General features: G+C 74.3%; 25 protein-coding genes. 12 read left to right on the forward strand and 13 right to left on the reverse strand.

Going from position 1 to position 22,702, the window contains the following annotated elements; genetic code table 11:
• Window positions 1-90: 90 nt before the first annotated feature.
• Both CHR28_RS10775 and CHR28_RS10780 read right to left on the reverse strand, forming a co-directional pair.
• Complete coding sequence (locus CHR28_RS10775) at window positions 91-465, reverse strand: peptidase M23 (protein WP_094053324.1); 375 nt, start codon at window positions 463-465, stop codon at window positions 91-93.
• Window positions 466-552: 87 nt separating this feature from the next.
• Window positions 553-927, reverse strand: a complete 375-nt coding sequence (locus tag CHR28_RS10780; protein WP_094053325.1) for an SH3 domain-containing protein — start codon at window positions 925-927, stop codon at window positions 553-555.
• A 296-nt stretch (window positions 928-1,223) separates the two neighbouring features.
• On the opposite strand from CHR28_RS10780, the gene CHR28_RS10785 reads away from it, so the two are divergent.
• Complete coding sequence (locus CHR28_RS10785) at window positions 1,224-1,652, forward strand: VOC family protein (RefSeq protein ID WP_094053378.1); 429 nt, start codon at window positions 1,224-1,226, stop codon at window positions 1,650-1,652.
• 44 nt (window positions 1,653-1,696) lie between these two features.
• Here the strand turns inward: CHR28_RS10785 and CHR28_RS10790 are convergent, their stop codons facing one another.
• From CHR28_RS10790 to CHR28_RS10815, 6 genes are all read right to left on the reverse strand, one after another.
• A complete protein-coding gene (locus tag CHR28_RS10790; RefSeq protein WP_094053326.1) occupies window positions 1,697-2,953 on the reverse strand; it encodes an MFS transporter in 1,257 nt (418 codons plus the stop codon).
• Between the two features lie 144 nt (window positions 2,954-3,097).
• Window positions 3,098-3,550, reverse strand: coding sequence for a YbhB/YbcL family Raf kinase inhibitor-like protein (locus tag CHR28_RS10795; protein ID WP_094053327.1), 453 nt, complete (start codon window positions 3,548-3,550; stop codon window positions 3,098-3,100).
• Between the two features lie 137 nt (window positions 3,551-3,687).
• Window positions 3,688-4,782, reverse strand: coding sequence for a CapA family protein (locus tag CHR28_RS10800; protein WP_094053328.1), 1,095 nt, complete (start codon window positions 4,780-4,782; stop codon window positions 3,688-3,690).
• Between the two features lie 41 nt (window positions 4,783-4,823).
• Window positions 4,824-5,279, reverse strand: a complete 456-nt coding sequence (locus tag CHR28_RS10805) for an archease (RefSeq protein WP_094053379.1) — start codon at window positions 5,277-5,279, stop codon at window positions 4,824-4,826.
• A 57-nt stretch (window positions 5,280-5,336) separates the two neighbouring features.
• Window positions 5,337-5,939: a DJ-1/PfpI family protein gene (locus CHR28_RS10810; RefSeq protein WP_094053329.1), complete on the reverse strand. Its 603-nt coding sequence runs from the start codon at window positions 5,937-5,939 to the stop codon at window positions 5,337-5,339.
• Window positions 5,936-6,931, reverse strand: coding sequence for a GlxA family transcriptional regulator (locus CHR28_RS10815; RefSeq protein ID WP_094053330.1), 996 nt, complete (start codon window positions 6,929-6,931; stop codon window positions 5,936-5,938). Before CHR28_RS10815 ends, CHR28_RS10810 begins: the two co-directional genes overlap by 4 nt.
• Window positions 6,932-7,074: 143 nt before the next feature.
• Here CHR28_RS10815 and CHR28_RS10820 point away from each other — a divergent pair, with 143 nt between their 5' ends.
• The 3 genes from CHR28_RS10820 (at window position 7,075) to CHR28_RS10830 (ending at window position 9,579) form a co-directional block, all read left to right on the forward strand.
• The gene (locus CHR28_RS10820) at window positions 7,075-7,731 is read left to right on the forward strand and encodes a dienelactone hydrolase family protein (protein ID WP_094053331.1); all 657 of its coding nucleotides are present in this window, start codon (window positions 7,075-7,077) and stop codon (window positions 7,729-7,731) included.
• A gap of 140 nt (window positions 7,732-7,871) precedes the next feature.
• Entirely contained in the window at window positions 7,872-8,516 is a 645-nt protein-coding gene (locus tag CHR28_RS10825) for a phosphoribosyltransferase (RefSeq protein ID WP_094053380.1), read from the forward strand.
• A 52-nt stretch (window positions 8,517-8,568) separates the two neighbouring features.
• On the forward strand, window positions 8,569-9,579 hold the full coding sequence (locus tag CHR28_RS10830) for a TerC family protein (protein ID WP_094053332.1): 1,011 nt from the start codon (window positions 8,569-8,571) through the stop codon (window positions 9,577-9,579).
• Between the two features lie 15 nt (window positions 9,580-9,594).
• Here the strand turns inward: CHR28_RS10830 and CHR28_RS10835 are convergent, their stop codons facing one another.
• Both CHR28_RS10835 and CHR28_RS10840 read right to left on the reverse strand, forming a co-directional pair.
• Window positions 9,595-10,785, reverse strand: coding sequence for a CaiB/BaiF CoA transferase family protein (locus CHR28_RS10835; RefSeq protein ID WP_094053333.1), 1,191 nt, complete (start codon window positions 10,783-10,785; stop codon window positions 9,595-9,597).
• A gap of 89 nt (window positions 10,786-10,874) precedes the next feature.
• A complete protein-coding gene (locus CHR28_RS10840) occupies window positions 10,875-11,096 on the reverse strand; it encodes a hypothetical protein (protein ID WP_094053334.1) in 222 nt (73 codons plus the stop codon).
• Window positions 11,097-11,211: 115 nt separating this feature from the next.
• On the opposite strand from CHR28_RS10840, the gene CHR28_RS10845 reads away from it, so the two are divergent.
• On the forward strand, window positions 11,212-12,117 hold the full coding sequence (locus tag CHR28_RS10845) for a LysR family transcriptional regulator (RefSeq protein WP_094053381.1): 906 nt from the start codon (window positions 11,212-11,214) through the stop codon (window positions 12,115-12,117).
• A 138-nt stretch (window positions 12,118-12,255) separates the two neighbouring features.
• Here CHR28_RS10845 and CHR28_RS10850 read toward each other — a convergent pair whose 3' ends face one another.
• Complete coding sequence (locus CHR28_RS10850) at window positions 12,256-12,834, reverse strand: TetR/AcrR family transcriptional regulator (protein WP_094053335.1); 579 nt, start codon at window positions 12,832-12,834, stop codon at window positions 12,256-12,258.
• A gap of 240 nt (window positions 12,835-13,074) precedes the next feature.
• On the opposite strand from CHR28_RS10850, the gene CHR28_RS10855 reads away from it, so the two are divergent.
• From CHR28_RS10855 to CHR28_RS10870, 4 genes are read left to right on the forward strand one after another with little or no spacing between them, the layout of a single operon-like run.
• Entirely contained in the window at window positions 13,075-13,617 is a 543-nt protein-coding gene (locus CHR28_RS10855; protein ID WP_094053336.1) for a (2Fe-2S)-binding protein, read from the forward strand.
• On the forward strand, window positions 13,614-14,606 hold the full coding sequence (locus tag CHR28_RS10860) for an FAD binding domain-containing protein (protein ID WP_094053337.1): 993 nt from the start codon (window positions 13,614-13,616) through the stop codon (window positions 14,604-14,606). The genes CHR28_RS10855 and CHR28_RS10860 overlap by 4 nt, the downstream gene beginning before the upstream one ends.
• Window positions 14,603-16,717: a xanthine dehydrogenase family protein molybdopterin-binding subunit gene (locus CHR28_RS10865; protein WP_094053338.1), complete on the forward strand. Its 2,115-nt coding sequence runs from the start codon at window positions 14,603-14,605 to the stop codon at window positions 16,715-16,717. Before CHR28_RS10860 ends, CHR28_RS10865 begins: the two co-directional genes overlap by 4 nt.
• Window positions 16,710-17,858 carry an XdhC family protein gene (locus tag CHR28_RS10870; RefSeq protein ID WP_094053339.1) on the forward strand — a complete coding sequence of 383 codons (1,149 nt, stop codon included), beginning with the start codon at window positions 16,710-16,712 and terminating at the stop codon, window positions 17,856-17,858. The genes CHR28_RS10865 and CHR28_RS10870 overlap by 8 nt, the downstream gene beginning before the upstream one ends.
• Window positions 17,859-18,105: 247 nt before the next feature.
• On the opposite strand, the gene CHR28_RS10875 is transcribed toward CHR28_RS10870, so the two are convergent.
• On the reverse strand, window positions 18,106-18,669 hold the full coding sequence (locus tag CHR28_RS10875; RefSeq protein WP_094053340.1) for an NAD(P)H-dependent oxidoreductase: 564 nt from the start codon (window positions 18,667-18,669) through the stop codon (window positions 18,106-18,108).
• 129 nt (window positions 18,670-18,798) lie between these two features.
• Between CHR28_RS10875 and CHR28_RS10880 the strand changes: the two genes are divergently transcribed.
• From CHR28_RS10880 to CHR28_RS10890, 3 genes are all read left to right on the forward strand, one after another.
• Complete coding sequence (locus CHR28_RS10880; RefSeq protein ID WP_094053341.1) at window positions 18,799-19,467, forward strand: TetR/AcrR family transcriptional regulator; 669 nt, start codon at window positions 18,799-18,801, stop codon at window positions 19,465-19,467.
• 89 nt (window positions 19,468-19,556) lie between these two features.
• Window positions 19,557-20,594 carry a LacI family DNA-binding transcriptional regulator gene (locus CHR28_RS10885; RefSeq protein ID WP_179272385.1) on the forward strand — a complete coding sequence of 346 codons (1,038 nt, stop codon included), beginning with the start codon at window positions 19,557-19,559 and terminating at the stop codon, window positions 20,592-20,594.
• A 195-nt stretch (window positions 20,595-20,789) separates the two neighbouring features.
• Window positions 20,790-22,226 carry a benzaldehyde dehydrogenase gene (locus CHR28_RS10890; RefSeq protein WP_094053342.1) on the forward strand — a complete coding sequence of 479 codons (1,437 nt, stop codon included), beginning with the start codon at window positions 20,790-20,792 and terminating at the stop codon, window positions 22,224-22,226.
• A gap of 75 nt (window positions 22,227-22,301) precedes the next feature.
• On the opposite strand, the gene trxA is transcribed toward CHR28_RS10890, so the two are convergent.
• Window positions 22,302-22,691 (reverse strand): thioredoxin, encoded by a 390-nt coding sequence (gene trxA / locus CHR28_RS10895; protein WP_094053383.1) that lies wholly within the window; start codon window positions 22,689-22,691, stop codon window positions 22,302-22,304.
• Window positions 22,692-22,702 lie beyond the last annotated feature (11 nt).

The raw sequence follows: 22,702 nt of genomic DNA on the forward strand, positions 1-22,702 counted from the left end.
CTGCCGGTGGTCTGCCGGTGGCCCGTGAGGAACGTCCGCCCCCTCGGGCCGGGTGTCCGCCGGCCCCGGGCCGGCGGACGGGACGGTGCGTCAGCAGTCCGGGACGCCGGCGATCTTCTCGCCGCCCCGGATGTACAGGTTGTTCACCCAGGCGACGTCGCTGCCCGAGAACTCCATGACGGCGGTCCACCAGTTGTTGGTGCCGACCGCCGGGTCGTGCACGGTCTGGCCCTGCGTCTGGCAGATGGCGTCCGCCCACCACTGCGAACGCTGCGCGAGACGCGGGGAGTCGGTCGTGGGCTGCTGACGCAGGTTCACGTCGGTGGCCCAGATGTAGACGTCGGTCAGGGCCGGGTCGCCGCCGTTGGCGACGGCCGGGGCCGCCTGGGCGGAGGTGGCGAGACCGCCGACGGCGAGCGCGGTCGCGGCGAGGCCCAGGGCGGTGCAGCTGATCAGTCGCTTCATGTGTCTGTCCCCCGTAGGACTAGGAGTTGACGGTGTGACGGTGTGGACGGGGTGTTCCGTGCGGTCGGACGCGGTCATGTGCCCGGGTCAGCACTGCGCCGAGTACGGCAGGCCGCCGTACTCGTCGCCCTTGAGGTAGACGGCGCTGACGTAGCCCTCCAGGAGCTTCACCCAGACGTCGTTGGAGTAGCCGTTGTCGGTGATGCGCTCGCCGCGGGTCCAGCAGTAGGCGCCGAGCGGCTGGCCCGCCGGGGCGGTGGTGATGATGCCGTAGCCGGTGCCCGGGCCCCTGCGGACGTTGACGGCTTCGTAGGGCACGACCGCGTACGGCGCGGCCAGCACGCGTGCGCCGCCCTGCTCACCGGCGGTGGCCGCGCCGGCGGTCCCCGCGGTGAGCGGTCCGAGCAGCGCGAGCGCCCCGGCGCCGACGAGCGCTGCCTTGGCGAAGAGACGAGTGGACATGTCGAGATCCCCCTGGTGGTGTGGCCGACGCCCAGAACTGTAGGGAGACCCGGGACCGCATGGTCCCTGACAATTGTCAGGATCGCCCTGGGCAGCCGGGGGTTGCAGGTCGCGCGTGGGAGCGGCAGGGACCCCAGGGGGGCCGGGGCGTCGCGCCGGGGCCGTTCGGATACGGCCGAAAACCGCTCGACTGCCGCGCCCGCCCTTGCCTACGATCCACGGCGCGGCATCGCGTGCCGGTCACCGGCCGGGTGAGGCATGGAGGCGCCGTGGAGATGCCCGTGGAGGCATTGACCGTGTCAGTCGAGTTCAATCACACCATCGTCCTGTCCCGAGACCGGGAGAAGTCCGCTCACTTCCTCGCGAGGATCCTCGGACTGGAGGTCGGGGCACCGGCCGGAGTGTTCCTGCCGGTGACGACCGCCAACGGCGTCACGCTGGACTTCCTCACCATCGACGCCGACATCCCCATGCAGCACTACGCGTTCCTCGTCTCCGAGGACGAGTTCGACGAGGCCCTCGCCCGTCTCGTCGAGGCCCGGATCCCCATTCAGGCCGACCCGCACGGCAACCACCCGCGCCGGATCAACCGCAACGACGGAGGCCGGGGCGTGTACTTCCTCGACCCGGCCGGCCACGGCCTGGAGATCATCACCCGCCCGTACGGCGCCGACCCGGCCTCTCCCCTGAACGGGGTCACGGAGGACGTCGCCGGGGCGGTCTGATCCGGCGTCAGCGGCCGTGAGACGCACGGCGGCTGAACGGCCGTTCAGCCGCCGTCCGGCTCCGGCGCCCGGGCCGCGGACCGCGCGCCGGCGCCGGCGGTGTGGTCCCGGCGGGGGAGCAGCAGCGGAGTGGCCAGGAGGAGCAGCCCCGCGAGCGCCAGGGCCGTACGCGGGCCGGTCAGGCCGGCCAGCACACCCCACAGGGCCGTCACGGCCGCGGTCGTGGCCTTGCCGGTGGCCGACCAGGCGGACAGGGTGCGGGTGACCCGGTCCGCCGGGGTCCGCTCCAGCCGGTGGGTGGCCAGCACCGGGTTGAACACACCGCAACAGGTGATCAGCCCGAACTCGACCAGCACCACCAGCACCAGCCCGGGCGTGCCGGGACCGGTGAGGGCCAGGGCCAGGGGCCAGCAGGCGCGCAGGGTCCCCGCGGCGCGCAGGACCCGGTGCCCTCCGTACCGCGCGACGAGCCGCGGGGCCAGGCGGGAGCCGAGCAGGCCACCGGCGCAGGGCAGCGCGAACGCGAGGGCGTACTGCCAGGGGGCGAAGTGCAGCTCGCCGACCATCAGGACCAGCAGCGGCGGCGTCCCCGCCATCACCAGGGCGTTGAACAGGACCGTGTTGAAGAACAGCGGACGCAGTGCCGGATCGGCCAGGATGTGGCGCCAGCCGGCCGCGAGGTCACCGGCCTTCGGCCGCGCCACCGGCCGTACCGCGCGTTTTTCGGGACCGCCGATCGCCCGGAGCCCGGCCGCCGAGAGCAGATGGCTCACCGCGTCGGCCACCACCGTCGTCACCGGGCCGAGCAGCCCGACCGCCGCCCCGCCCAGCGGCGGCCCGACCATGGCCGCCGTCCAGGACGTCGCCTCGAACCGTCCGTTCGCCACCAGCAGGTCCCGCCCCGGCACGAGCTCCTTGAGGTAGGCCCCGGCCGCCGCGTTGAACGTGAGGTCGGCCGCCGCGACGGCCACCGACACCAGCAGCAACTGCCCGAAACCCAGCCGCCCAGAAGCGAACGCCAGCGGGACGCTCAGCAGCACCGCGCAGCGGACCAGATCCGTCGCGATCATCACGGGCCGTTTGCGGCGGACCTCCACCCACGGCCCGAGCGGCACCGACACCACGGCGCCGACCGCCGGGCCCACCGCCGCCAGCAGCGCCACCTGCGCGGGTCCGGCGTCCAGCACCAGGACGGCGATCAGCGCGAACGCGTCGAACGCGAGCCACGTCCCGGCCGTGCTGACCGCGTACGCGCCCCACAGCCACCCGAAGCGCCGCCCCAGCGACCGCCCGCGCGCCATCCCCCGCACGCCCTCCCCGCTCCCGTGGACAACCCGGCGTTGACCGGGAGCCATCCAAGCCGGGAGCGGACCTGCGGAGCAAACAACCGTGTGGCACCCGCGCCACAACCCATGGTTGTGGAGCCAGGGTGCCGGTCCGCGGGGTCAGCGCTGGTAGAGGCCCACCAGCGTCCCGTCCGCGAGCCGCCGCCCGTCGACCTCCTCGTGCACCTGGTCCGCCCGGGGCGCGTCCGGCAGGACACACGGTTCGGACAGGGCGTAGAGCCGGAAGAAGTAGTGGTGGGCGTCGTCGCCCGGCGGGGGATGCGGGCCGCCCCAGCCCCGCTGCCCGAAGCCGTTGACGAGCTCCGTGCCACCCGGCGGGCAGTGCCCGGCCTCGACGCCGTCGCTGTGCGGGTCGATGCCGACCACGACCCAGTGCGCGAAGGTGCCCGAGGGGGCGTCGGGATCCTCGCAGAGCAGGACCAGTTCGGCCGCGTCGTCCGGTACGCCGCTCCAGGTCAGCGGCGGAGAGACATTGGGTCCCTCGTACGCGTACCGGCGCGCGATGAAGGAGTGGTCGTTGAACGCGTCGCTGCGCAGTTCGATGCCGGTCATGCCGCCCGGAGTACCCCCGGCGCACCGGCCGGACACACGGTTCACGTCGCCGGGGAACCGCGCGAGGCCGTGGGCAGGCTCGCCCCGCGCGAGGCCATGATCCTCAGCCGGAGCGGCTCACGGCATGGGCGTCCAGATCACCCGGGGCGCACCGGCACGGACAGCGACCCGTCCTCGTCCAGCCGTACGCCCGGCCCGCCGCTGATCCGGTCCAGCGTCGCCCGCAGCCACAGCCGGTCCGCACGGGGCGCCGGCTCCAGCCGCATCCGCCGGGCCCGCAGCGGAACCATCCGCAGCCCGGCGAGCCGCCCGCCGTCCGCCTCGACCGAGACGAGGAACGCCAGCCGCAGGTCGTCCCGGTACTCCTCCTGGCCCCCGATCCCCTCGTAGTCGTCGACGAAGTCGCCGCAGCCGTACAGGATCAGCCGGTCCCGGTAGATCTCGAACGGGCGGGGGTGGTGCGAGGAGTGCCCGTGGACGACGTCGGCGCCGGCGTCCACCAGGGCGTGTGCGAAACGGACCTGCTCCCGGGGCACCCGGTAGCCCCAGTTCGAACCCCAGTGCACGGAGACGACGGTGAGGTCCCCGGCCGGGCGCACCGCCGCCGCGGCCACCGCGGGCGACAGCACGGGCAGACAGGCGACACCGGGCCGGTGCGCCGTCGCCGCCCAGGCGGGCGGGATGCCGCTGGAACGGGCACCGAGGGCGTGGACCAGCAGACGGCGGCCACCGGGGAGGGGGACCGCGGCGGGCGCGTACGCCTCTTCGGCGTTCCGGCCCGCCCCGGCCGTGCGCAGACCCGCCCCGGCCAGCGCGTCCAGGGTCTCCTGAAGGCCCGGGCGGCCGAAGTCCAGGACGTGGTTGTTGGCGAGCACCGTCACGTCGGGCCGGGCCACGGACAGGGCGGGCAGGTTGTCCGGGTGCATCCGGTAGTGGATCTCCTTGCCGGGCGCGAACCGGTCGCAGCGCGTCACGGACGTCTCCAGATTCACGATCCGCACGTCCGGGGCCGCCTCGTCCAGCATCCGCAGCGCCTCGCCCCACGGCCAGGACGGCTCCACGGGCGCGGGGACCGGGCCGTGCGCGGACTCCGCCAGCCGCACATAGCGGCGCGCGTCCTCGACGTACGCCTCCCGCAGTGCCGGATCACCGGGGTGCGCCAGGATCTGGTCGACGCCGCGCCCGAGCATCACGTCACCGCACAGGAACAGCGTCACGACGCCGCCGCCCACCCCTCCACGGTAGGCCCGGGCCTACCGCCGCGGGTGGCGGGTCAGGCGTCGACCCGCACCGCGCACGACCAGCCGTACGGATCGGGCCCGATCCGCAGCTCCTCCCACGCCACCGCCCTCGGCACCGCCCCGGTGATCTCGACGTCCTCCAGGGCGGTCACCGCGAGCCGGACGTCCAGACCGCCGTCGGCCTCGTCGGCCTCCACGTCGACGGGCACCTGGCCGTAGGCCTCCAGCCGGAAGATGACCTCGTCCAGCAGCGCGGCGAGCAGGTCGTCGTCGCTGACCTCGCCCAGCCGCACCCGGTCCACGGCCGTCGGCCGCACCCCGGACAGGTCCGCGAAGCACTCCACCATCGCCAGGACGGCTTCCGCCAGACAGTGCTCCCGGCACGCCGCCCAGGCCTCGATCCGGATGTCGCCCGGGTGTGGCACCGCCCGGTGCCCGCTGTCGCCCGGCTGCCGTCCCTGCCCGCCGTCTCCCGTGTCACCGCCCATGAACATCGCCTGCCCGAAGGTGGCGCTCCCATGCGGTGCCCGGTCGCGGCCGGTGCCTCACAGGGGCTCGTCCGCCAGGTAGGGCGGGGCCGGGTCGTACTGGAGGCAGCGGCGCACGGCCCGTGCGTGGTCCCGGCCGTGCAGCCGGCCGACCAGCCACAGCGCGCTGTCGATGCCGGCCGAGACGCCCTGGCTGGTGACCAGGCCGCCGTCGACCACGTAGCGGGCGTCGCGGACCACCGTCACGTCCCCGCGCGCCTGCAGCGTGTCCTCGTGGCTGCGGTGGGTCGCCACCCGGCGTCCCCGGGCGGGGCCCGCCGCGTGCAGCAGGAACGTGCCGGTGCACACGCCGTGCACCCACGCGGCCCGCCGGGCGGTCTCGCCGATCCAGCCGGTCACCACCGGGTTGTGCACCTGCACCTCGCGGGCGCCCCGGCCGCCCGGCACGTGCAGCACGTCCAGGGGCGGATGGTCGTCCAGCGTGTGGTCCGGCAGGACGCGCAGGCCCTTGTTGCAGCGCACCGGGCCGGGGTGCTCGGCGAGGAGCACCGCCCGGTCGGCCCCCTCGCGCAGCCGCGCGGAGACGGTGAAGACCTCCCAGGGGCCGACGAAGTCCAGCTCCTCGGCGTCCTCGAAGACCAGCAGGCCGTAGGTCGTCATACGGATCGTCCTTTCTCCGGGACGGGTGGGGCGCCGGCGGGTGCCGCCGTGGAGCGGAACCGGGCGCGGTAGTCCGACGGCGCGACACCGAGCCGGCGGTGGAAGGCGCGGCGGAGGGTCTCGGCGGTGGCGAAGCCGCAGCCGCGGGCGATCGCCTCCACCGGCTCGTCCCCCTCGGCCAGGGCGCGCCGGGCCGCCTCCACGCGCACCCGCTCGACGTACGCCGCGGGCGGCACGCCCAGCTCGGCGGTGAACCGGCGCTGGAGGTGGCGCGGGCTCAGCCCGGCGCGCGCGGCGAGAGCGGCGATGTCGTGCCGGGCGCCCGGGTCGGCGTGGATCGCGGCGACGGCGGCCCGCACCGGGTCCGTAGCGGGCTGCCGCGACCACAGCGCCACGCTGAACTGCGACTGGCCGCCCGGCCTGCGCAGGAACAGCACCAGCCGGCGCGCCACCGCGTGCGCGACGTCCCGGCCCAGGTCGTCCTCCACCAGCGCGAGCGCCAGGTCCATCCCGGCGCTCACCCCGGCCGACGTCCACACCGGCCCGTCCCGGACGAAGACCGGGTCGCAGTCCACCCGCACCCCGGGATGCTCCCGGGCCAGCTGCTCCCCGCGGGCCCAGTGCGTGGTGGCCCGGCGCCCCTCCAGCAGCCCCGCGGCCGCCAGCAGGAACGCGCCGCCGCACTCCGAGGCGACCCGCCGGGCACCGGCCGCAGCGGCCGCGACCCAGGCGACCAGCTCCTCGTCCCGGCAGGCGCGGTCCACGCCCCGGCCGCCGACCACCACGAGGGTGTCCGCCCCGGCCGGATCGAGGTCTGCCACGCCGTGCGCCGCGTGCACGAGCAGCCCGCTCGCCGACGGCACCGGCCCCGCCCGGGGCGCCACGACCTGGCAGGCGTAACCACCCGCCCCGTCGAACACCTCGTGCGGGCCGGTGAGATCGAGCGGCTGGAAACCGTCGAAGACGACGAAGACGACACGGCGATCACTCACCTCTCCACGCTCCACCGGTCCGGAACACGGCGTCAACGACGGGCACCCCACACATCGCGCCCCGGTACCTCCGCCGCACATCGCGCCCCGGTACCTCCGCCGCGGCGGGGGTACCACGGGACCCGGGGGAGAGGAGGCTCCCGATGAACTCCCAGACGGTCACCGTGCCCGCCGGGGGCGCGGCCCTCACCGGCGATCTGGCCCTGCCGCCGGCCGCCCGCGCGGTCGTGCTGTTCGCGCACGGCAGCGGCAGCTCCCGGCACAGTCCCCGCAACCGCGAGGTCGCCGCCGGCCTGCGCACCGCCCGGCTCGGCACCCTGCTGATCGACCTGCTCACCGAGGAGGAGGACCGGCTCGACGCGCGCACCGCCGAACTGCGCTTCGACATCCCGCTGCTGGGCCGCCGGCTGGTCGCCGCCCTCGACGAACTGGCCCGGTGGCCCGGCACCCGCGGCCTGCCCGTGATCCTGTTCGGGGCCAGCACCGGCGCGGGCGCGGCCCTGGTCGCCGCCGCCGCGCGGCCCGACCGGGTGCAGGCGGTGGTCTCCCGCGGCGGGCGGCCCGACCTGGCGGGCGAGGCCCTGGCCGCCGTGCGCGCCCCGGTGCTGCTGATCGTGGGCGGTGAGGACCGGCACGTGCTGCGGCTCAACGAGGAGGCGGCCCGCCGGCTGCACGTCCCGCACACCTTGCACGTGGTGCCCGGCGCGACCCATCTGTTCGAGGAGCCGGGCGCGCTGGACCAGGTCACCGAGGCGGTCCGGCGGTGGTGCGTCGAACGGCTGCGGACCGTGGCGGGCTGACGGCGGGCCGCGCGACCGGCGGGAGGTGTGCCGCGCGACCGGCGGGAGGCGTGCCGCGCGCATCGCACGGCGGCCGTAGGGGTACGCGGGAGCCGGACCGGCGGGGGAACCACTCCGTGCGGGAAGCGGAGGTGACCGTCATGCGGTTCCGTGATCGTCGGCAGGCCGGCGGTGAACTGGCCGAGACACTGCGCACCCGGCAGAGCGAGGGAGCCCTGCCTGATCCCGTCGTCCTGGCACTGCCCCGGGGTGGCGTGGCCGTCGCGCGCGAGGTCGCCGCGGCCCTGCGCGCCCCGCTCGACGTGCTCGTCGTCCGCAAGATCGGCGCGCCCTTCCAGGAGGAGCTCGGCGTCGGTGCCATGGCCGGGGACGAGGTGCCCCTCCTCGACGAGGACGCCCTGCGCCACCTCGGCATCGGCGAGGCCGCGCTGGCCCCCGTCATCGAGCGGGAACGCGCGGAACTGCGCCGCCGTGAGCGGCTGTACCGGCAGGGCCGCCCCGCGCCCGACCTGCGGGGACGGACCGTGATCGTCGTCGACGACGGCCTGGCGACCGGTTCCACGGCCCGCGCCGCGCTGCGCTTCGTACGCCGTCAGGAACCCGGACGCGTGGTCCTGGCCGCGCCGGTGTGCTCGACGGAGGCGGCCCGGCTGATGCGTACCGAGGCGGACGAGGTGATCTGTCTGCACGTGCCGGCCGCGTTCATGGCCGTGGGCCTGTGGTACCAGGACTTCGCGCAGTTGACGGACCAGGACGTCCTGGAGGCGCTTCACGTGCCTCATTGACCAGGTGTTCACCCGGCACGAGTGGTCCCCCGACCTCTACCAGGAGTGACCAGTGAACGTCTCGCTCTCCGTGTGGCTGCTGACGGTGGCCGCCCTCTGCGTGCTCGTGGCCGTCGACTTCTTCATCGGCCGCAAGCCGCACGACGTGTCCCTGAAGGAGGCCGGGACGTGGACGGTGGTGTGGATCGTCCTGGCGGTGCTGTTCGGGCTGGGGCTGTGGTATTTCGGCGGGGGCGCGCCGGCCGGCGAGTTCTTCGCCGGGTACATCACCGAGAAGTCGCTGAGTGTCGACAACCTCTTCGTCTTCGTGCTGATCATGGCGAAGTTCGCGGTGCCCTCCCAGTACCAGCAGCGGGTGCTGATGGTGGGCGTCGTGATGGCGCTGGTGCTGCGGACGGTGTTCATCGCGGCCGGCGCGGCGATCATCTCCGCCTTCTCCTGGGTCTTCTACCTCTTCGGCGCGTTCCTGATCTGGACCGCCTGGAAGCTGGTCCAGGACGCCCGCAAGGAGGAGCACGAGGAGGAGTACCAGGAGAACAAGCTGCTGAAGACGGTGGAGCGGCGCTTCGGCGTGGCCGACCGCTACCACGGCACCAAGCTGTTCATCACCGAGAACGGCAAGCGGGTCATGACGCCGATGCTGGTCGTGATGCTCGCGATCGGCTCCACCGACGTGCTGTTCGCCCTCGACTCCATCCCCGCCATCTACGGCCTGACCCAGGACCCGTACATCGTCTTCACCGCCAACGCGTTCGCCCTGATGGGCCTGCGTCAGCTGTACTTCCTGATCGGCGGCCTGCTGAAGCGGCTGGTCCACCTCTCCTACGGCCTGTCGATCATCCTGGGCTTCATCGGCGTGAAGCTGGTGCTGCACGCACTGCACGAGTCGGGCGTCCACGTCCCGGAGATCAGCATCCCGTTCTCGCTCGGCTTCATCGTGCTGGTCCTGACCGTCACGACGATCACGAGCCTGCGGGCCTCGGGAAAGCAGGAGGCGGAGAAGCGCGAGGCGGAGAAGCGGGACGCCGGGCCGGCGGGACGGGGCGCCGCCGGCCCCCGGTGAGCCGGACCGGATCCGTCAGATCACGCCGTCCGCGCGCAGTGCCGCGACCTCCTCCTCCGTGCGGCCCAGCTCGGCCAGGATCGTCCCGGTGTGCTCGCCCACGTCCGGTACGGGGTCCATGCGCGCGGGCAGGCCCGCCAGGTCGGCCGGCGGGAGCAGGGCCTCCACCGTGGCGCCGGGCACGCCGACCTCGGTCCAGCGGCCGCGGGCGGCGAGCACGGGGTGGTCCAGGAACGCCGGCACGTCGTTGACGCCCGCACAGGCGATGCCGATCCGCTCCAGGTCCTTGAGGATGTCGTCGGAGGAGGAGAGGGCGAAGCGGCCGGCGACGACCGTGTCGAGCTCCTCGCGGTGGGCGACGCGGTCGGAGGCGGTGGCGAAGCGCGGATCGTCGACGAGCTCGGGCCGGCCGAGGAACTCGGTGCACAGGGCCGCCCATTCGCGCTCGTTCTGGATGGAGAACAGCACCTCCTTGCCGTCGGCGGCAGGATAGGTGCCGTAGGGCGCGATGGTGGCGTGGGAGGTGCCCAGGCGCGGGGGCTGGGTGCCGCCGTACCGGGTGTAGTAGGCGGGCTGGCCCATCCACTCCGCGAGCGCCTCGAACAGGGACACCTCCACGGGATGGGCCTCTCCCGTGACGGCGCGGGTGTACAGGGCCGTGAGGATGCCGCTGTACGCGTACATCCCTCCGGCGATGTCGGCCACGGAGATGCCCGTCCGGGCCGTGGCGTCCGGGGTCCCGGTGAGGGACACCAGCCCGGTCTGGCACTGCACGAGCAGGTCGTAGGCCTTGCGGTCGGCCCACGGGCCGGTCGTGCCCCAGCCGCTTATCGTGCACGGGATCAGCTGCGGGCGGCGGCTCGTGACGGTGGCGGCGTCCAGACCGAGGCGGCCGGCGGCGCCCGGGGCGAGGTTCTGCACGAACACGTCGGCGCCGTCGAGCAGGTCGTGCAGGATCTCGCGGCCGCGCGGGTCCTTGAGGTCCAGCGTGAGGGACTGCTTCGAGCGGTTGATCCACACGAAATAGCTGGAGTGGCCGTGCACGGTGGTGTCGTAGCGGCGGGCGAAGTCACCGCCGCCGGGGCGCTCCACCTTGATCACCCGGGCGCCGAGGTCGGCGAGCTGCCGGGTGGCGTAGGGCGCGGCCACCGCCTGTTCCAGGCTGACCACCGTGACCCCGGACAGGGGATACCGCTGCACGCTCATGCCTCAAGCTCCTGATCCTCGTACGGGAGGGCGCCCCGACAGTGTCTCCCAGGGGGAGGGTGCCGGGGCGGGCCACCCGGTGAGGTCCGCTAGCCGCCCGTCCGGGCCGGAGCCGGTGCGGCCGCCGGCCGGCCGCGGGAGACGACGCGGGTGCCGGTGCCGTCGACGACCCGGACCTGCAGCGAGCCGCACCCGCAGCGCGTCCACTCCGTACGGCCCGCCGCGGTGGTGTGCCGCGACAGCAACCGGAACGGCTCGCTGCGGTCGGGCCGGCCGCAGTGCGGGCAGAGGGTGCCGGTGGTGCTGGTCATGACTGAACTCCTCGCATCTCGTGGCTGGTCGGCCGTCGCGACACAGCCAGGGTGCGTCAGGTGTCCGTTCACGTCCAGGTTGACTTCGCGGACGGCATTGTGAAGCGTGGGCTTCATGATTGACCTGCGCCGGCTGCACGTCCTCAGGGCGGTCGCCCACTACGGCACGGTCACCGCGGCCGCCCGTGCCCTGCACTTCACCCCGTCCGCCGCCTCCCAGCAGATCCGCCAACTCGCCCGCGACCTGGGCGTCGACCTGCTGGAGCCCCAGGGGCGCGGGGTGCGGCTCACGTCCGCCGCGGAGAGTCTGCTGGCCCACGCGGACGCCATCCAGGCCCGCTGGGACCAGGCGGAACTCGATCTGCGGGCCGACCACGGGGCGCCGTCCGGGGTGCTGCGCGTGACGGGCTTCCCGGTGGCCGTCTCGGTGCTGCTGGCGCCGATGGCGGCGACTCTGGGGGAGCGGCATCCGCGGCTGTCCGTCCGGATCACCGAGGCGGTCGTCCCGGAGAGCTTCGACCTGCTCTTCGAGGGCGAATCCGACCTGGCGGTCGTCGAGTCGACCCCGCGCAACCCGCCGCTGAGCGACACGCGGTTCGATCAACGGCCGCTGCTGGACGACCCGTTCGACCTGGTCGTCCACGAGGAACACCGGCTGGCGGGACGGGGCCGGGCCGATCTCGCGGAGGCCGCGCTGGAGCCCTGGATCGCCCCGGTGGCGCAGAGTCCCTGCCGCGCGCAGGTCCTGTCCGCCTGCGGCGCGGCCGGTTTCACCCCCGAGGTCGTCCACCACGCTCACGACTGGAACGTCACCGCCCACCTCGTCGCCCACCGGCTCGGCGTCGCCCTCGTCCCGCGCCTGGCCGACCTGCCGCCGCATCTGCCGCTCGTCCGGGTGCGGCTGACCGGCGACCCCCACCGCAAGCTCCTCACCTGCACGAGAAGCGGCGGCCACACCCGCCCGGCGGTCGCGGCGGCTCTGCGCGAACTACGCGAGACGGCTCCGGCGAGGGTCGCCTGACGGCCGCTGATCACAAGTGTGGGGCCACGCCCCGGACGCCCTCCGGACCATCGCCCCTCACGCAGACGGCACGCCCACGCCCGGCCCTGTCGCCCTCACGCCCGCCGCACGCCCACGCCCCGCCCCCCCCGCGGTCGTTCACCTGCCAGGCGCTCCCACCCGTAGCGCGTCCATGACCAGGTCCAGCAGGCGGGTCGCGCGGGGCTGCCAGTCGTCGTGGGGGTCGATCGTCCACAGGCCGCCGATGGCGAGGAACAGGTCGTCCGCGGTGATGCCCGGGCGGATGCTGCCCGCTCGTTCGGCGGCGCGCAGCAGCAGTTCGGCCGCCTCGGTCACCGGCGCGTGTCCCGGCTTCTCGGGCTTGCCCGGCGCGCTGGTGGCCTGGCGGATCGCGTCGGCCAGGCCCGCCTTGGTCATGGCGAACCGGGCCAGGCGGTCCATCCACTCGCGCAGCGCCCGGTCCGGCTCCCGGCACTCCAGCAGCGGCGCCGCCGACTCGGCGACCTGCCGCATCTCGTGGCGGTAGATCTCCAGGACGAGGGCCTCACGGCTCGGGAAGTGGCGGTAGAACGTGCCCTGCCCGACGCCCGCCTTCTTGGCGATGGCGCTCAGCGGCGCGTCCGCCGAGCGCGTCAGCTCGACCACCGCCACCTCCAGGATGCGCTCACGATTGCGCTGCGCGTCCGAGCGCAAGGGAGCGTCCTTCCGCTGCCGCACTCGCCCTCCTCGCGATCCGTGGCCGAAACCCGTCCTTGTTAAGCGGACAGTTGTCCGTTACGTTTCCGGGTAACGGACAACTGTCCGCTTGTCTCATCGTACCGGCGTGCCCTCCCCGCGGACACCCCGTACCGGCCCCGTCACGGTCGGTCCGCACCCCGCATCCTGCCCGGCCGGGAACCGGCACCGCCACCCGTACGCCCTCCCGCCTGACCTCGCGATGTGAGAAAGAAGGCTTCCATGCCCCCATCGACGTCCAGCGAACTCACCCTGTCCGTCAACGGCGAGAAGTACACGCTGACCGTCGACCACCGCACCACCCTGCTCGACGCGCTGCGCGAACGACTGGACCTGACCGGCACCAAGAAGGGCTGTGACCAGGGGCAGTGCGGCGCCTGCACCGTCCTGGTCGACGGCCGCCGCAGCGTGTCCTGCCTGCAACTGGCCGTCGCGGCCGAGGGACGCGAGATCACCACCATCGAAGGCGTGGCGAGCGGCGACCGACTGCACCCGGTGCAGCAGGCGTTCCTCGATCTGGACGGCTTCCAGTGCGGCTACTGCACGCCGGGACAGATCTGTTCGGCCATCGCCGTGATCGAGGAGCACGCGGCCGGCTGGCCCAGCGCGGCCACCGGCGACGTACGGCCCGAAGCCGGGCCGCCCGCACTGACCCCCGAGGAGATACGGGAACGGATGAGCGGAAACCTGTGCCGCTGCGGCGCGTACGTGTCGATCGTCCAGGCCGTCGCCCGCGCGGCCGAGTCCGAGGGAGCGGCCGCATGAGGGAGTTCGGCTACCGGCGCGCCCACGACGTCTCCGGCGCCGTGGCGCTGCTCGACGGCGACCCCGACGCGCGCTTCCTGGGCGGCGGCACCAACCTGGTCGACCTGATGAAGACCGGCGTCGAACGGCCCGCCCTCCTCGTCGACGTCCGCGAACTGCCCCTGGACCGCGTCGAGCCGGCCGCGGGCGGCGGCCTGCGCATCGGGGCGACCGTCACCAACAGCGACCTGGCCGCCCACCCCGAGGTCCGGCGCCGCTACCCGGCCCTGGCGCAGGCCGTGCTGGCCGGGGCCTCCGGGCAGCTGCGCAACATGGCCACCGTCGGCGGCAACCTGCTCCAGCGCACCCGCTGCGGTTACTTCGCCGACGTCCACTCGCCCTGCAACAAGCGCGCCCCGGGCACCGGCTGCCCCGCCGTCACCGGCGAGCACCACAACCACGCCGTCCTGGGCGCCTCCGGCCACTGCGTGGCGACCCACCCCTCCGACATGGGCGTGGCCCTGGCCGCCTTCGACGCCGTCGTGTCGTACGAGACGGCGGACGGCCCGGGCGAGGTGCCGCTGGCCGACTTCTACCTGCCGGTGGGGGAGACCCCGCACCGGGAGACCGCCCTGCCGCCGGGCGCGCTGATCACCGGCGTGACCCTGCCGCCCGTCCCGACCGCGGCCAACTCCCGCTACCGCAAGGTGCGCGAGCGGGCCAGTTACGCCTTCGCCATCGGGTCCGTCGCCGCCGCCCTCGACGTGCGGGACGGCCTCGTGCACGACGTGCGCCTGGCCTTCGGCGCCGTCGCCTCCCGCCCCTGGCGGGCCCGCGCGGCCGAGCGCGTCCTGACCGGCGCCCCCGCGAACGCCGAGAACTTCGCGGCGGCCGCGGACGCCGAACTGGCGGCCGCCAGGCCCCTGCCCCACAACGGATACAAGGTGACCCTGATGCGCAACCTCGTCGTGGCCGTCCTGAGCGAACTGGCCGAGGAGGCCGCCCGATGACCACCGCCACCAGGGGAGCCGTCGGCACCGCGCACACCCGCGTGGAAGGCCGCGACAAGGTGACCGGAGCGGCCCGCTACGCCGGTGAGATCCCCTTCGCCGACCTCGCCCACGGCTGGCTCGTGCTGTCCACCGTCGCCCGCGGCCGGGTCCGTTCCGTGGACACCGAGGCCGTCCTGGCGATGCCCGGCGTCCTCACCGTCCTGCACCACCACAACGCCCCGCGCGTCACCACCGACTACGTCGGCCTGCTCGGCGTCCCGCCGGACCCGACCGTCGCCCTCTTCCAGGACGACCGGGTGGCCCACATGGGCTGGCCGGTGGCGCTCGTCGTCGCCGAGACCTCCGAACAGGCCCGTGAGGCCGCCGAGGCCCTCGTCGTCCACTACGACCGGGAGCCGCACGACGTCGCCTTCTCCGCCGAGCGCGACACCGAGGCCTACCCGGCCGACGGGCACATGCCGGCCGTGGTGGAGAAGGGCGACCTGGAGGCGGGGCTCGCGGCGTCCGCCGTCGTGGTGGACGAGCGGTACACCACGCCCGAGGAGCACCACAACCCGATGGAGCCGCACGCGGCGACCGCCCGGTGGGAGGGCGGCCGGCTGGAGGTCGTCGACTCCAACCAGGGCACCAACTGGGTCGCCGGTGAACTCGCCGGCCTGTTCTCCCTCGACCCGGCCTCCGTGCGGGTGCGCTCCGAGCACGTCGGCGGCGGCTTCGGCAGCAAGGGCGTCCGCGCCCACCAGGTGGCCGCCGTGATGGCGGCGACGGTGCTGCAGCGCCCCGTCCGGGTGGTGATGACCCGCCGGCAGATGTTCTCGCTCGCCGGCTACCGCAGCCCCACCGCCCAGCGGGTCAGGCTCGGCGCCGATCCGGACGGGCGGCTGCGGGTGCTGGAGCACCGGTCGCTCAACCTCACCTCGGCCGTGTACGAGTTCGTCGAACCGAGCGCCGCGGCCGGACGGTCGATGTACGCCGCCGACGCCCACCACACGGCCAGCCGCGTCGTGCGGCTCGACGTGCCGTCGCCGACGTGGATGCGCGCCCCCGGCGAGGCCCCCGGCTCCTTCGCGCTGGAGTCGGCACTCGACGAGCTCGCCGAGCGGCTCGGGATCGACCCGATCGAGCTGCGGGTCCGCAACGAGCCCTCGGTGGGCCCGGTCTCCGGACTGCCGTTCGGCAGCCGCAACCTGATCGCCTGCTTCCGGGAGGGCGCCCGCCGGTTCGGCTGGGCCGAGCGCGACCCGCGGCCCGGGGTGCGCCGGGACGGGCGCTGGCTGCTCGGGACGGGCACCGCCGCCGGCTCCTTCCCGACGACGGCCATGCCGTCCACGGCGGCCGTCACCGCCGAGGCGGACGGCACCTTCACGGTGCGGATCAACGCCGCCGACATCGGCACCGGCGCCCGTACCGCGCTCACCCTGGTCGCCGCCGACGCGCTGGAGGTGTCCACGGACCGGGTCCGGGTGCACATCGGCGACAGCGACCTGGGGCCGGCGATCATCGCCGGCGGCTCCATGGGCACCCGCTCCTGGTCGTGGGCCGTCACGGCCGCCGCCGACGAACTGCGCCGGAGCCTGGTGCCGGGCGCCGACATCCCGCCGGAGGGCATTACCGCGCGGTCGAACACGGCCGAGGCCGTCGGCGCCCTGGCACAGAAGGAACGGCACGCGTTCGGGGCGCAGTTCGCCGAGGTCGCCGTGGATCCGGCCACCGGCGAGGTGCGGGTCCGCCGCATGCTGGGCGTCTTCGCGGCCGGCCGCATCGTCAACCCGCTCACCGCCCGCAACCAGCTGGTCGGCGGCATGATCTGGGGCCTGTCCATGGCCCTGCACGAGGAGGCCGTCCGGGACCGGTCAACCGGCGGCCTGTACGGCGCCGACCTCGCGGGCTACCACGTCGCCGCGCACGCCGACGTGCCGCCCATCGAGGCCGACTGGGTCGACGACCCGGACCCGGACGACCCGGTCGGCATCAAGGGCATCGGCGAGGTCGGCATCGTGGGCGCCGCGGCGGCGGTCGCCAACGCGGTGTGGCACGCGACCGGCGTCCGCCACCGGAGCCTGCCGATCCGGCCCGACCGCGTCCTGTCGGCGGGCGGCGATGCTTGATCTCGCCGGCCGGCTGCGGGACTGGATCGAGGAGGGCCGGGAGTTCGCCGTCGCCACGGTCGTCGCCGTCGGCGGCAGCGCCCCGCGCCCTCCGGGCGCCGCGCTGGCCGTCTCCGGCGACGGCACCGCGATCGGCTCGGTCTCCGGGGGCTGCGTGGAGGGCGCGGTGTACGAACTGTGCGTCCAGGCCCTCCAGGACGGCCGGACACGGGTGGAACGGTTCGGCTACAGCGACGAGGACGCCTTCGCGGTCGGTCTGACCTGCGGCGGAACGATCGACATCATGATCACCCCGTTCGCGGCGGCGCGGCGGGCCGCCGCCGCGTCCACCGCCCCGTTCGCCGCCGTGTCGGCCGCCGGACGCGGTGAGCCGGTGGCGCTGGCCCGTGTGGTCCGCGGCCCGGCGGACCTGCTCGGCAAGGCGCTGCTGGTACGTCCCGACGGCACGCACGAGGGCGGTCTCGGCGGCGACCCCGCCCTGGACCGCACCGCCGTCGCCGAGGCCCGTGCCCTGCTGGACACCGGCCGCACCGGCACGGTGGAGCTCTCCGAGGACGGGTCGCACTGCCCGGGCGGCCTCACCCTGCTCGTCGAATCGGCCGTACCCCCGCCGCGCATGATCGTCTTCGGTGCCATCGACTTCGCGTCGGCGCTGGTCGGCGCCGGCAAGTTCCTCGGCTACCACGTCACGGTCTGCGACGCGCGCCCGGTCTTCGCGACCCGGGCCCGCTTCCCGGACGCCGACGAGATCGTCGTGGACTGGCCCGACCGCTACCTGCGCGGTACGCGGACCGACCGGCGGACGGTGCTGTGCGTGCTCACCCACGACGCCAAGTTCGACGTGCCGCTGCTGAAGGAGGCGCTGCGGCTGCCGGTCGCGTACATCGGCGCCATGGGCTCGCGCCGCACCCATGAGGACCGCGCCCGGCGGTTGCGCGAGGAGGGTGTGAGCGAGCCCGAGCTGGCCCGGCTGAGGTCCCCGATCGGCCTCGACCTGGGGGCCAGGACGCCCGAGGAGACCGCGGTGTCCATCGCGGCGGAGATCATCGCCGCGCGCCACGGCGGCACGGGCACACCCCTGACGAACACGAACCGCCCCATCCACGCGACCGGACGGGAGACAGCCCCCCGGGCCGCCTAGCCGGCCCGGGGCGAATCCCCCTCAGGGGCGCGGGGAACTGCGCGAGCGGCCCACGACGGACCCGCACCCGGCGTCACACTGCAACCGCCACGGCGAGCCCCGCACACGGCAACACCGCCACGGCGAGCCCCGCACACCGCAACACCGCCACGGCACGCCCCCGTCCCGCCAGGGGCCGTGGACATGCCGGAGGGGCTGGGGCCGAAAATCGGCCCCAGCCCCTCCGCGGCGTCGCCACGCGCCCCGCTCAGGCGGCGGCCGGCTCCGTGGCCCGGCCGTGCAGACGGGCGATCACCTCGGTCAGCTGCGCGGCGACCTCGGCGTCGTCGGACGGGTGCGTCTCGGCGAAGCGGGTCACCGAGCCCGGGATGGACAGCTTGACGTCCTCCAGCACCGTGCCGCCGGCGATGCCGACCGCCTTGCGGGTCTCGTCGTGCGCCCAGACACCGCCGTACTGGCCGAACGCGGTGCCGACCACGGCGACCGGCTTGCCGGTGAGCGCACCCGCGCCGTACGGGCGGGACAGCCAGTCGATGGCGTTCTTCAGAACGGCCGGAATGGTGCCGTTGTACTCCGGCGTGAAGAGGATCAGACCGTCCGCGGCGTTCGCGGCCTCGCGCAGCCGTGCGGCCGCGGCCGGGACGCTGCCCTCCACGTCGATGTCCTCGTTGTAGAAGGGGATCTCGGCGAGCCCCTCGAAGAGGTTGACCTCGGCGCCCTCCGGGGCGAGCTTGACCGCGGCCTCGGCGAGCTGGCGGTTGTGCGAACCGGCGCGGAGGCTGCCGACGAGGGCGAGGATACGAACAGACATGCTGACTCCCACGTAGTGAAAACTGCAGTGAAACACTGCCGTCACAATCCGGACCGAGGTCCGTTTATTGTTGTAGCACCCTAACCGGACCGCGGTCCAGTTTTGTTCCCGATGCTTTACGCTGGCTTCATGTCCACCGTCCCGCCGCCCTTCCCGACGCCCCAGGAGCCCGTCGACCACCCCGAGCTGCTCCAGCTCGGCACCGGTCTGGAGGCGGACGAGCCGTGCCTGCGCGCCGACGCGGCACGCAACCGCGCCCGTCTGCTGGAGGCCGCCGCGCGCCTGGTCGCGGAGCGCGGCGCCGAGGGCGTCACGATGGAGGCGGTGGCCGCCGCGGCCTGCGTCGGCAAGGGCACGGTCTTCCGCCGGTTCGGCGACCGCACGGGCCTGCTGACGGCGCTGCTCGACCACTCCGAGAAGAAGTTCCAGGCGGCGTTCCTCGGCGGCCCGCCGCCGCTCGGCCCCGGCGCGCCGCCCGTCGAGCGGCTGCGTGCGTTCGGGATCGCGATGCTGCGCCGCTCCACCGACGACCTGGAACTGCAGCTGGCCGCCGAGCCCGGTGCGAACCGCCGCTACATCTCCCCGGCCCGCCGGGTGCTGCGCCACCACATCGAGGTGCTCCTGCGGCAGGCGGTCCCCGAGGCGGACTGCGAACTCCTCTCCCACACCCTGATGGGCCAGCTGGACCCGGCGCTGGTCCACCATCTGACCAAGCAGTGCGGGCTGCCCCTGAGCCGCCTGGAGGACGCGTGGCTCGATCTGGTCGACCGCGTGGCGGGGGCCGGCCGCTCCCGCTGAGGACGCCGGCCTGCCGTGAACGCTCACGGCATCCTCACAACTCCCCCGCCCACAGGGCGCGTTGAGGCTTCTGCCAAGATGCCGTCGTCATGGTGCAGATACCGAACACGCCCGCGCCCCCGTCCCCCGCGTCGTCGCGCTCCGTGCCCACGAGCGCCGACGTGGCCCGCCTGGCCGGCGTCTCGCGCGCGACCGTCTCCTACGTCCTCAACAACACCAGCGCCGTACGGATCAGCGAACCCACCCGCCGCCGCGTCCACGACGCCGCCCGGGAGCTCGGGTACGTCCCGCACGCGGCCGCCCGCAGTCTGCGCGCCGGGCACAGCCGCATGGTCCTGATCCCCGCGCCGACCTTCCCCGTCGGCCCGCTCTACAGCCGCTTCCTCACCGACCTCCAGGGCGCCCTCGCCACCCTGGACTACACGGTCGTGCAGTACGGCACCGGCGGCCCCAACGGCGACGAGGCCGCCCGCGCCTGGGCCGAGCTGCGGCCCGTCGCCGTCCTCGTCCCCGGCTCCGGACTCGGCCCGCGCGGGGTCGCGGTGCTCAAGCGCTCGGGGGCCCGGGCCGTGGTCACCCTCGGCCCCGAGACCATCGAGGGCGCGCACGCCCTGCTCATGGACCACGACGCCGTGGGCCACAGCGCGGGCGCCCACCTCTACGACCGCGGCCGGCGCCGGATCGGCGTGGTCGTCCCGCAGGAGCCCGGCCTCGACGCGTTCTCCGCGCCCCGGCTGGACGGCGTCCGCCAGTCCGTGCGGGGCACCGACGCCACGGTCACCGCACTTCCCCTCGCCTACGACGAACAGGCCGCCGCCCGCCTCGCCGCCCGCTGGCGCACCCTGGGTCTGGACGCCGTGTTCACCTACAACGACGAGTACGCGATGCTGCTGATGCGGGCCTTGCAGGACGAGGGAGTGCGCATCCCCGAGGAGACCGCCGTGATCGGCGCGGACGACCTGATGCTGGGCCGGCTGCTGCGGCCGCGCCTGAGCACCGTCCACCTGGAACTGCCCTCGGGCCGGGAACTGGCCGAGCTCGTGGACCGCGCGGTGCGCAACCCCGCCACGCGGCCCGAGACCCACAAGGCGCTGGGCGCGACGGTGCTGCACCGGGAGTCCAGCTGACCCGGCGCGCGGCTCCGGCGGCCGGCCGGGCGCCCCGGCTTCCGTGACACGGCACGGCTGGTCCGTGACACGGCACGGCTAGGATGTTGCATGCTCAACAAAACGCTGCATGCTCAACAAGACGCCGAACCGGCCGCGCACGTACGGGAGTCCCCCTCACCCGTCAGCCGGTGACCGATCGATCGGAGAGCCGTCATGCCGTTGCTCGACGCCCGTACCTGGCAGCCCCGCACCCTCACGGGGCCCGGGTACACCGTCACCGAGCCCGCCACCGGACAGGATCTCGGCAGCATCGCCCTGGCCCGTCCCGAGGACGTCGAGGCCGCCGCGGCGAGGGCCGCCGAGGCCCAGCCCGCCTGGGCGCGCGCCCCGCACTTCGCCCGGGCCGCCGTGCTCCGCAAGGCGGGCGACCTGTTCGCCGAGCACGCCGCTGAACTGCGGGACTGGCTGGTGCGCGAGTCCGGTTCCGTCCCGGGCAAGGCCGACTTCGAACTGCACGTCGCCGCCCAGGAGTGCTACGAGGCCGCCGCGCTCGCCTCCCGCCCGGCCGGCCAGGTGCTCCCCAGCGAGGCGCCGCGGCTGTCGTACACCCGCCGGGTCCCGGCCGGGGTGGTGGGGGTGATCGCCCCGTTCAACGCGCCGCTGATCCTGTCCATCCGGTCCGTCGCGCCCGCCCTGGCCCTGGGCAACGCGGTCCTGCTCAAGCCCGATCCGCGCACGGCCGTCTGCGGCGGCCTGGCCCTCGCCGCGGTGTTCGCCGCCGCGGGCCTGCCGGAGGAACTGCTGCACGTGCTGCCCGGCGGTGCCGACGCCGGCCAGGCCCTGGTCGCCGACCCGCGGGTGCCGGTCGTCTCCTTCACCGGCTCCACCGCCGCCGGACGGGCCGTGGGCGAGGCCGCCGGGCGCCACCTGAAGCGGGCGCACCTGGAACTGGGCGGGAACTCCGCCCTGATCGTGCTGGAGGACGCCGACCTCGACGCGGTGATCTCCACGGCCGCCTGGGGCTCGTTCTTCCACCAGGGCCAGATCTGCATGACCACCGGACGCCACCTGGTGCACGCGTCCCTCTACGACGAGTACGTCGAGCGGCTGGCCGCCAAGGCGGACTCGCTCGCCGTCGGCGACCCGTACCGGGACCGGGTCCATCTCGGCCCCATCATCGACTCGGGCCAGCTCGCCAAGATCAGCGGCCTGGTCGACTCCAGCCGGGCCGCGGGCGCCAAGGTCGTCGCCGGCGGCACCCACGAGGAGCTGTTCTACCGGCCGACGGTCCTGGCCCACGTCGACGACCGCACCCCGGCCTACACCGAGGAGGTCTTCGGGCCCGTGGCGCCCGTCCGCTCCTTCACCACCGCGGACGAGGCGGCGGCCCTGGCCGCGCAGAGCCCGTACGGGCTGTCCCTGGGCATCGTCACGCGGGACCCGGCCCGCGGTCTGGACCTCGCCGAGCGCGTCCCGACCGGCATCGTCCACATCAACGACCAGACGGTGAACGACGAGGCCGTGGCGCCCTTCGGCGGAGTGGCCGCCTCCGGCACCGGCGCCCGCTTCGGCGGCGAGGCCAACCTGGAGGCCTTCACCGAACTGCGCTGGACGACGGTACGCGGAGACGTGGCTCCGTACCCCTTCTAGAGGCCGCCCCCTTCCGGGGACCGCCTTCCTGCCAGGAACGGCCTCCGCAAGGCGTGGGGCCGGTCCCGGCGGCCGTCACTCGGCCGGCTGCTGCGGCTGCTCGGCCTGCTGCTCGGCGATCGCCTTGCGGACCTCGTCCATGTCCAGGTTCCGGGCCTGCCCGATGACGTCCGTCAGAGCGGCCTCGGGCAGCGCGCCCGGCTGGGCGAACACGGCGACCTGGTCGCGCACGATCATCAGCGTGGGAATCGACTGGATGCCGAAGGCCGCGGCCAGTTCCGGCTGCGCCTCGGTGTCCACCTTGCCGAACACCAGGTCCGGGTTCTCCTCCGCCGCCTTCTCGTAGACCGGCGCGAACTGCCGGCACGGCCCGCACCAGGACGCCCAGAAGTCGATCAGTACGAACTCGTTGTCCGTGACCGTCTGGTCGAAGTTCTCCTTGGTGAGCTCCACGGTGCTGCTCATGGCGTACATCC

It is taken from the genome of Streptomyces sp. XY006 (genome assembly GCF_002237655.1).
In the GTDB taxonomy this organism is placed as follows: Bacteria; Actinomycetota; Actinomycetes; order Streptomycetales; family Streptomycetaceae; genus Streptomyces; species Streptomyces levis.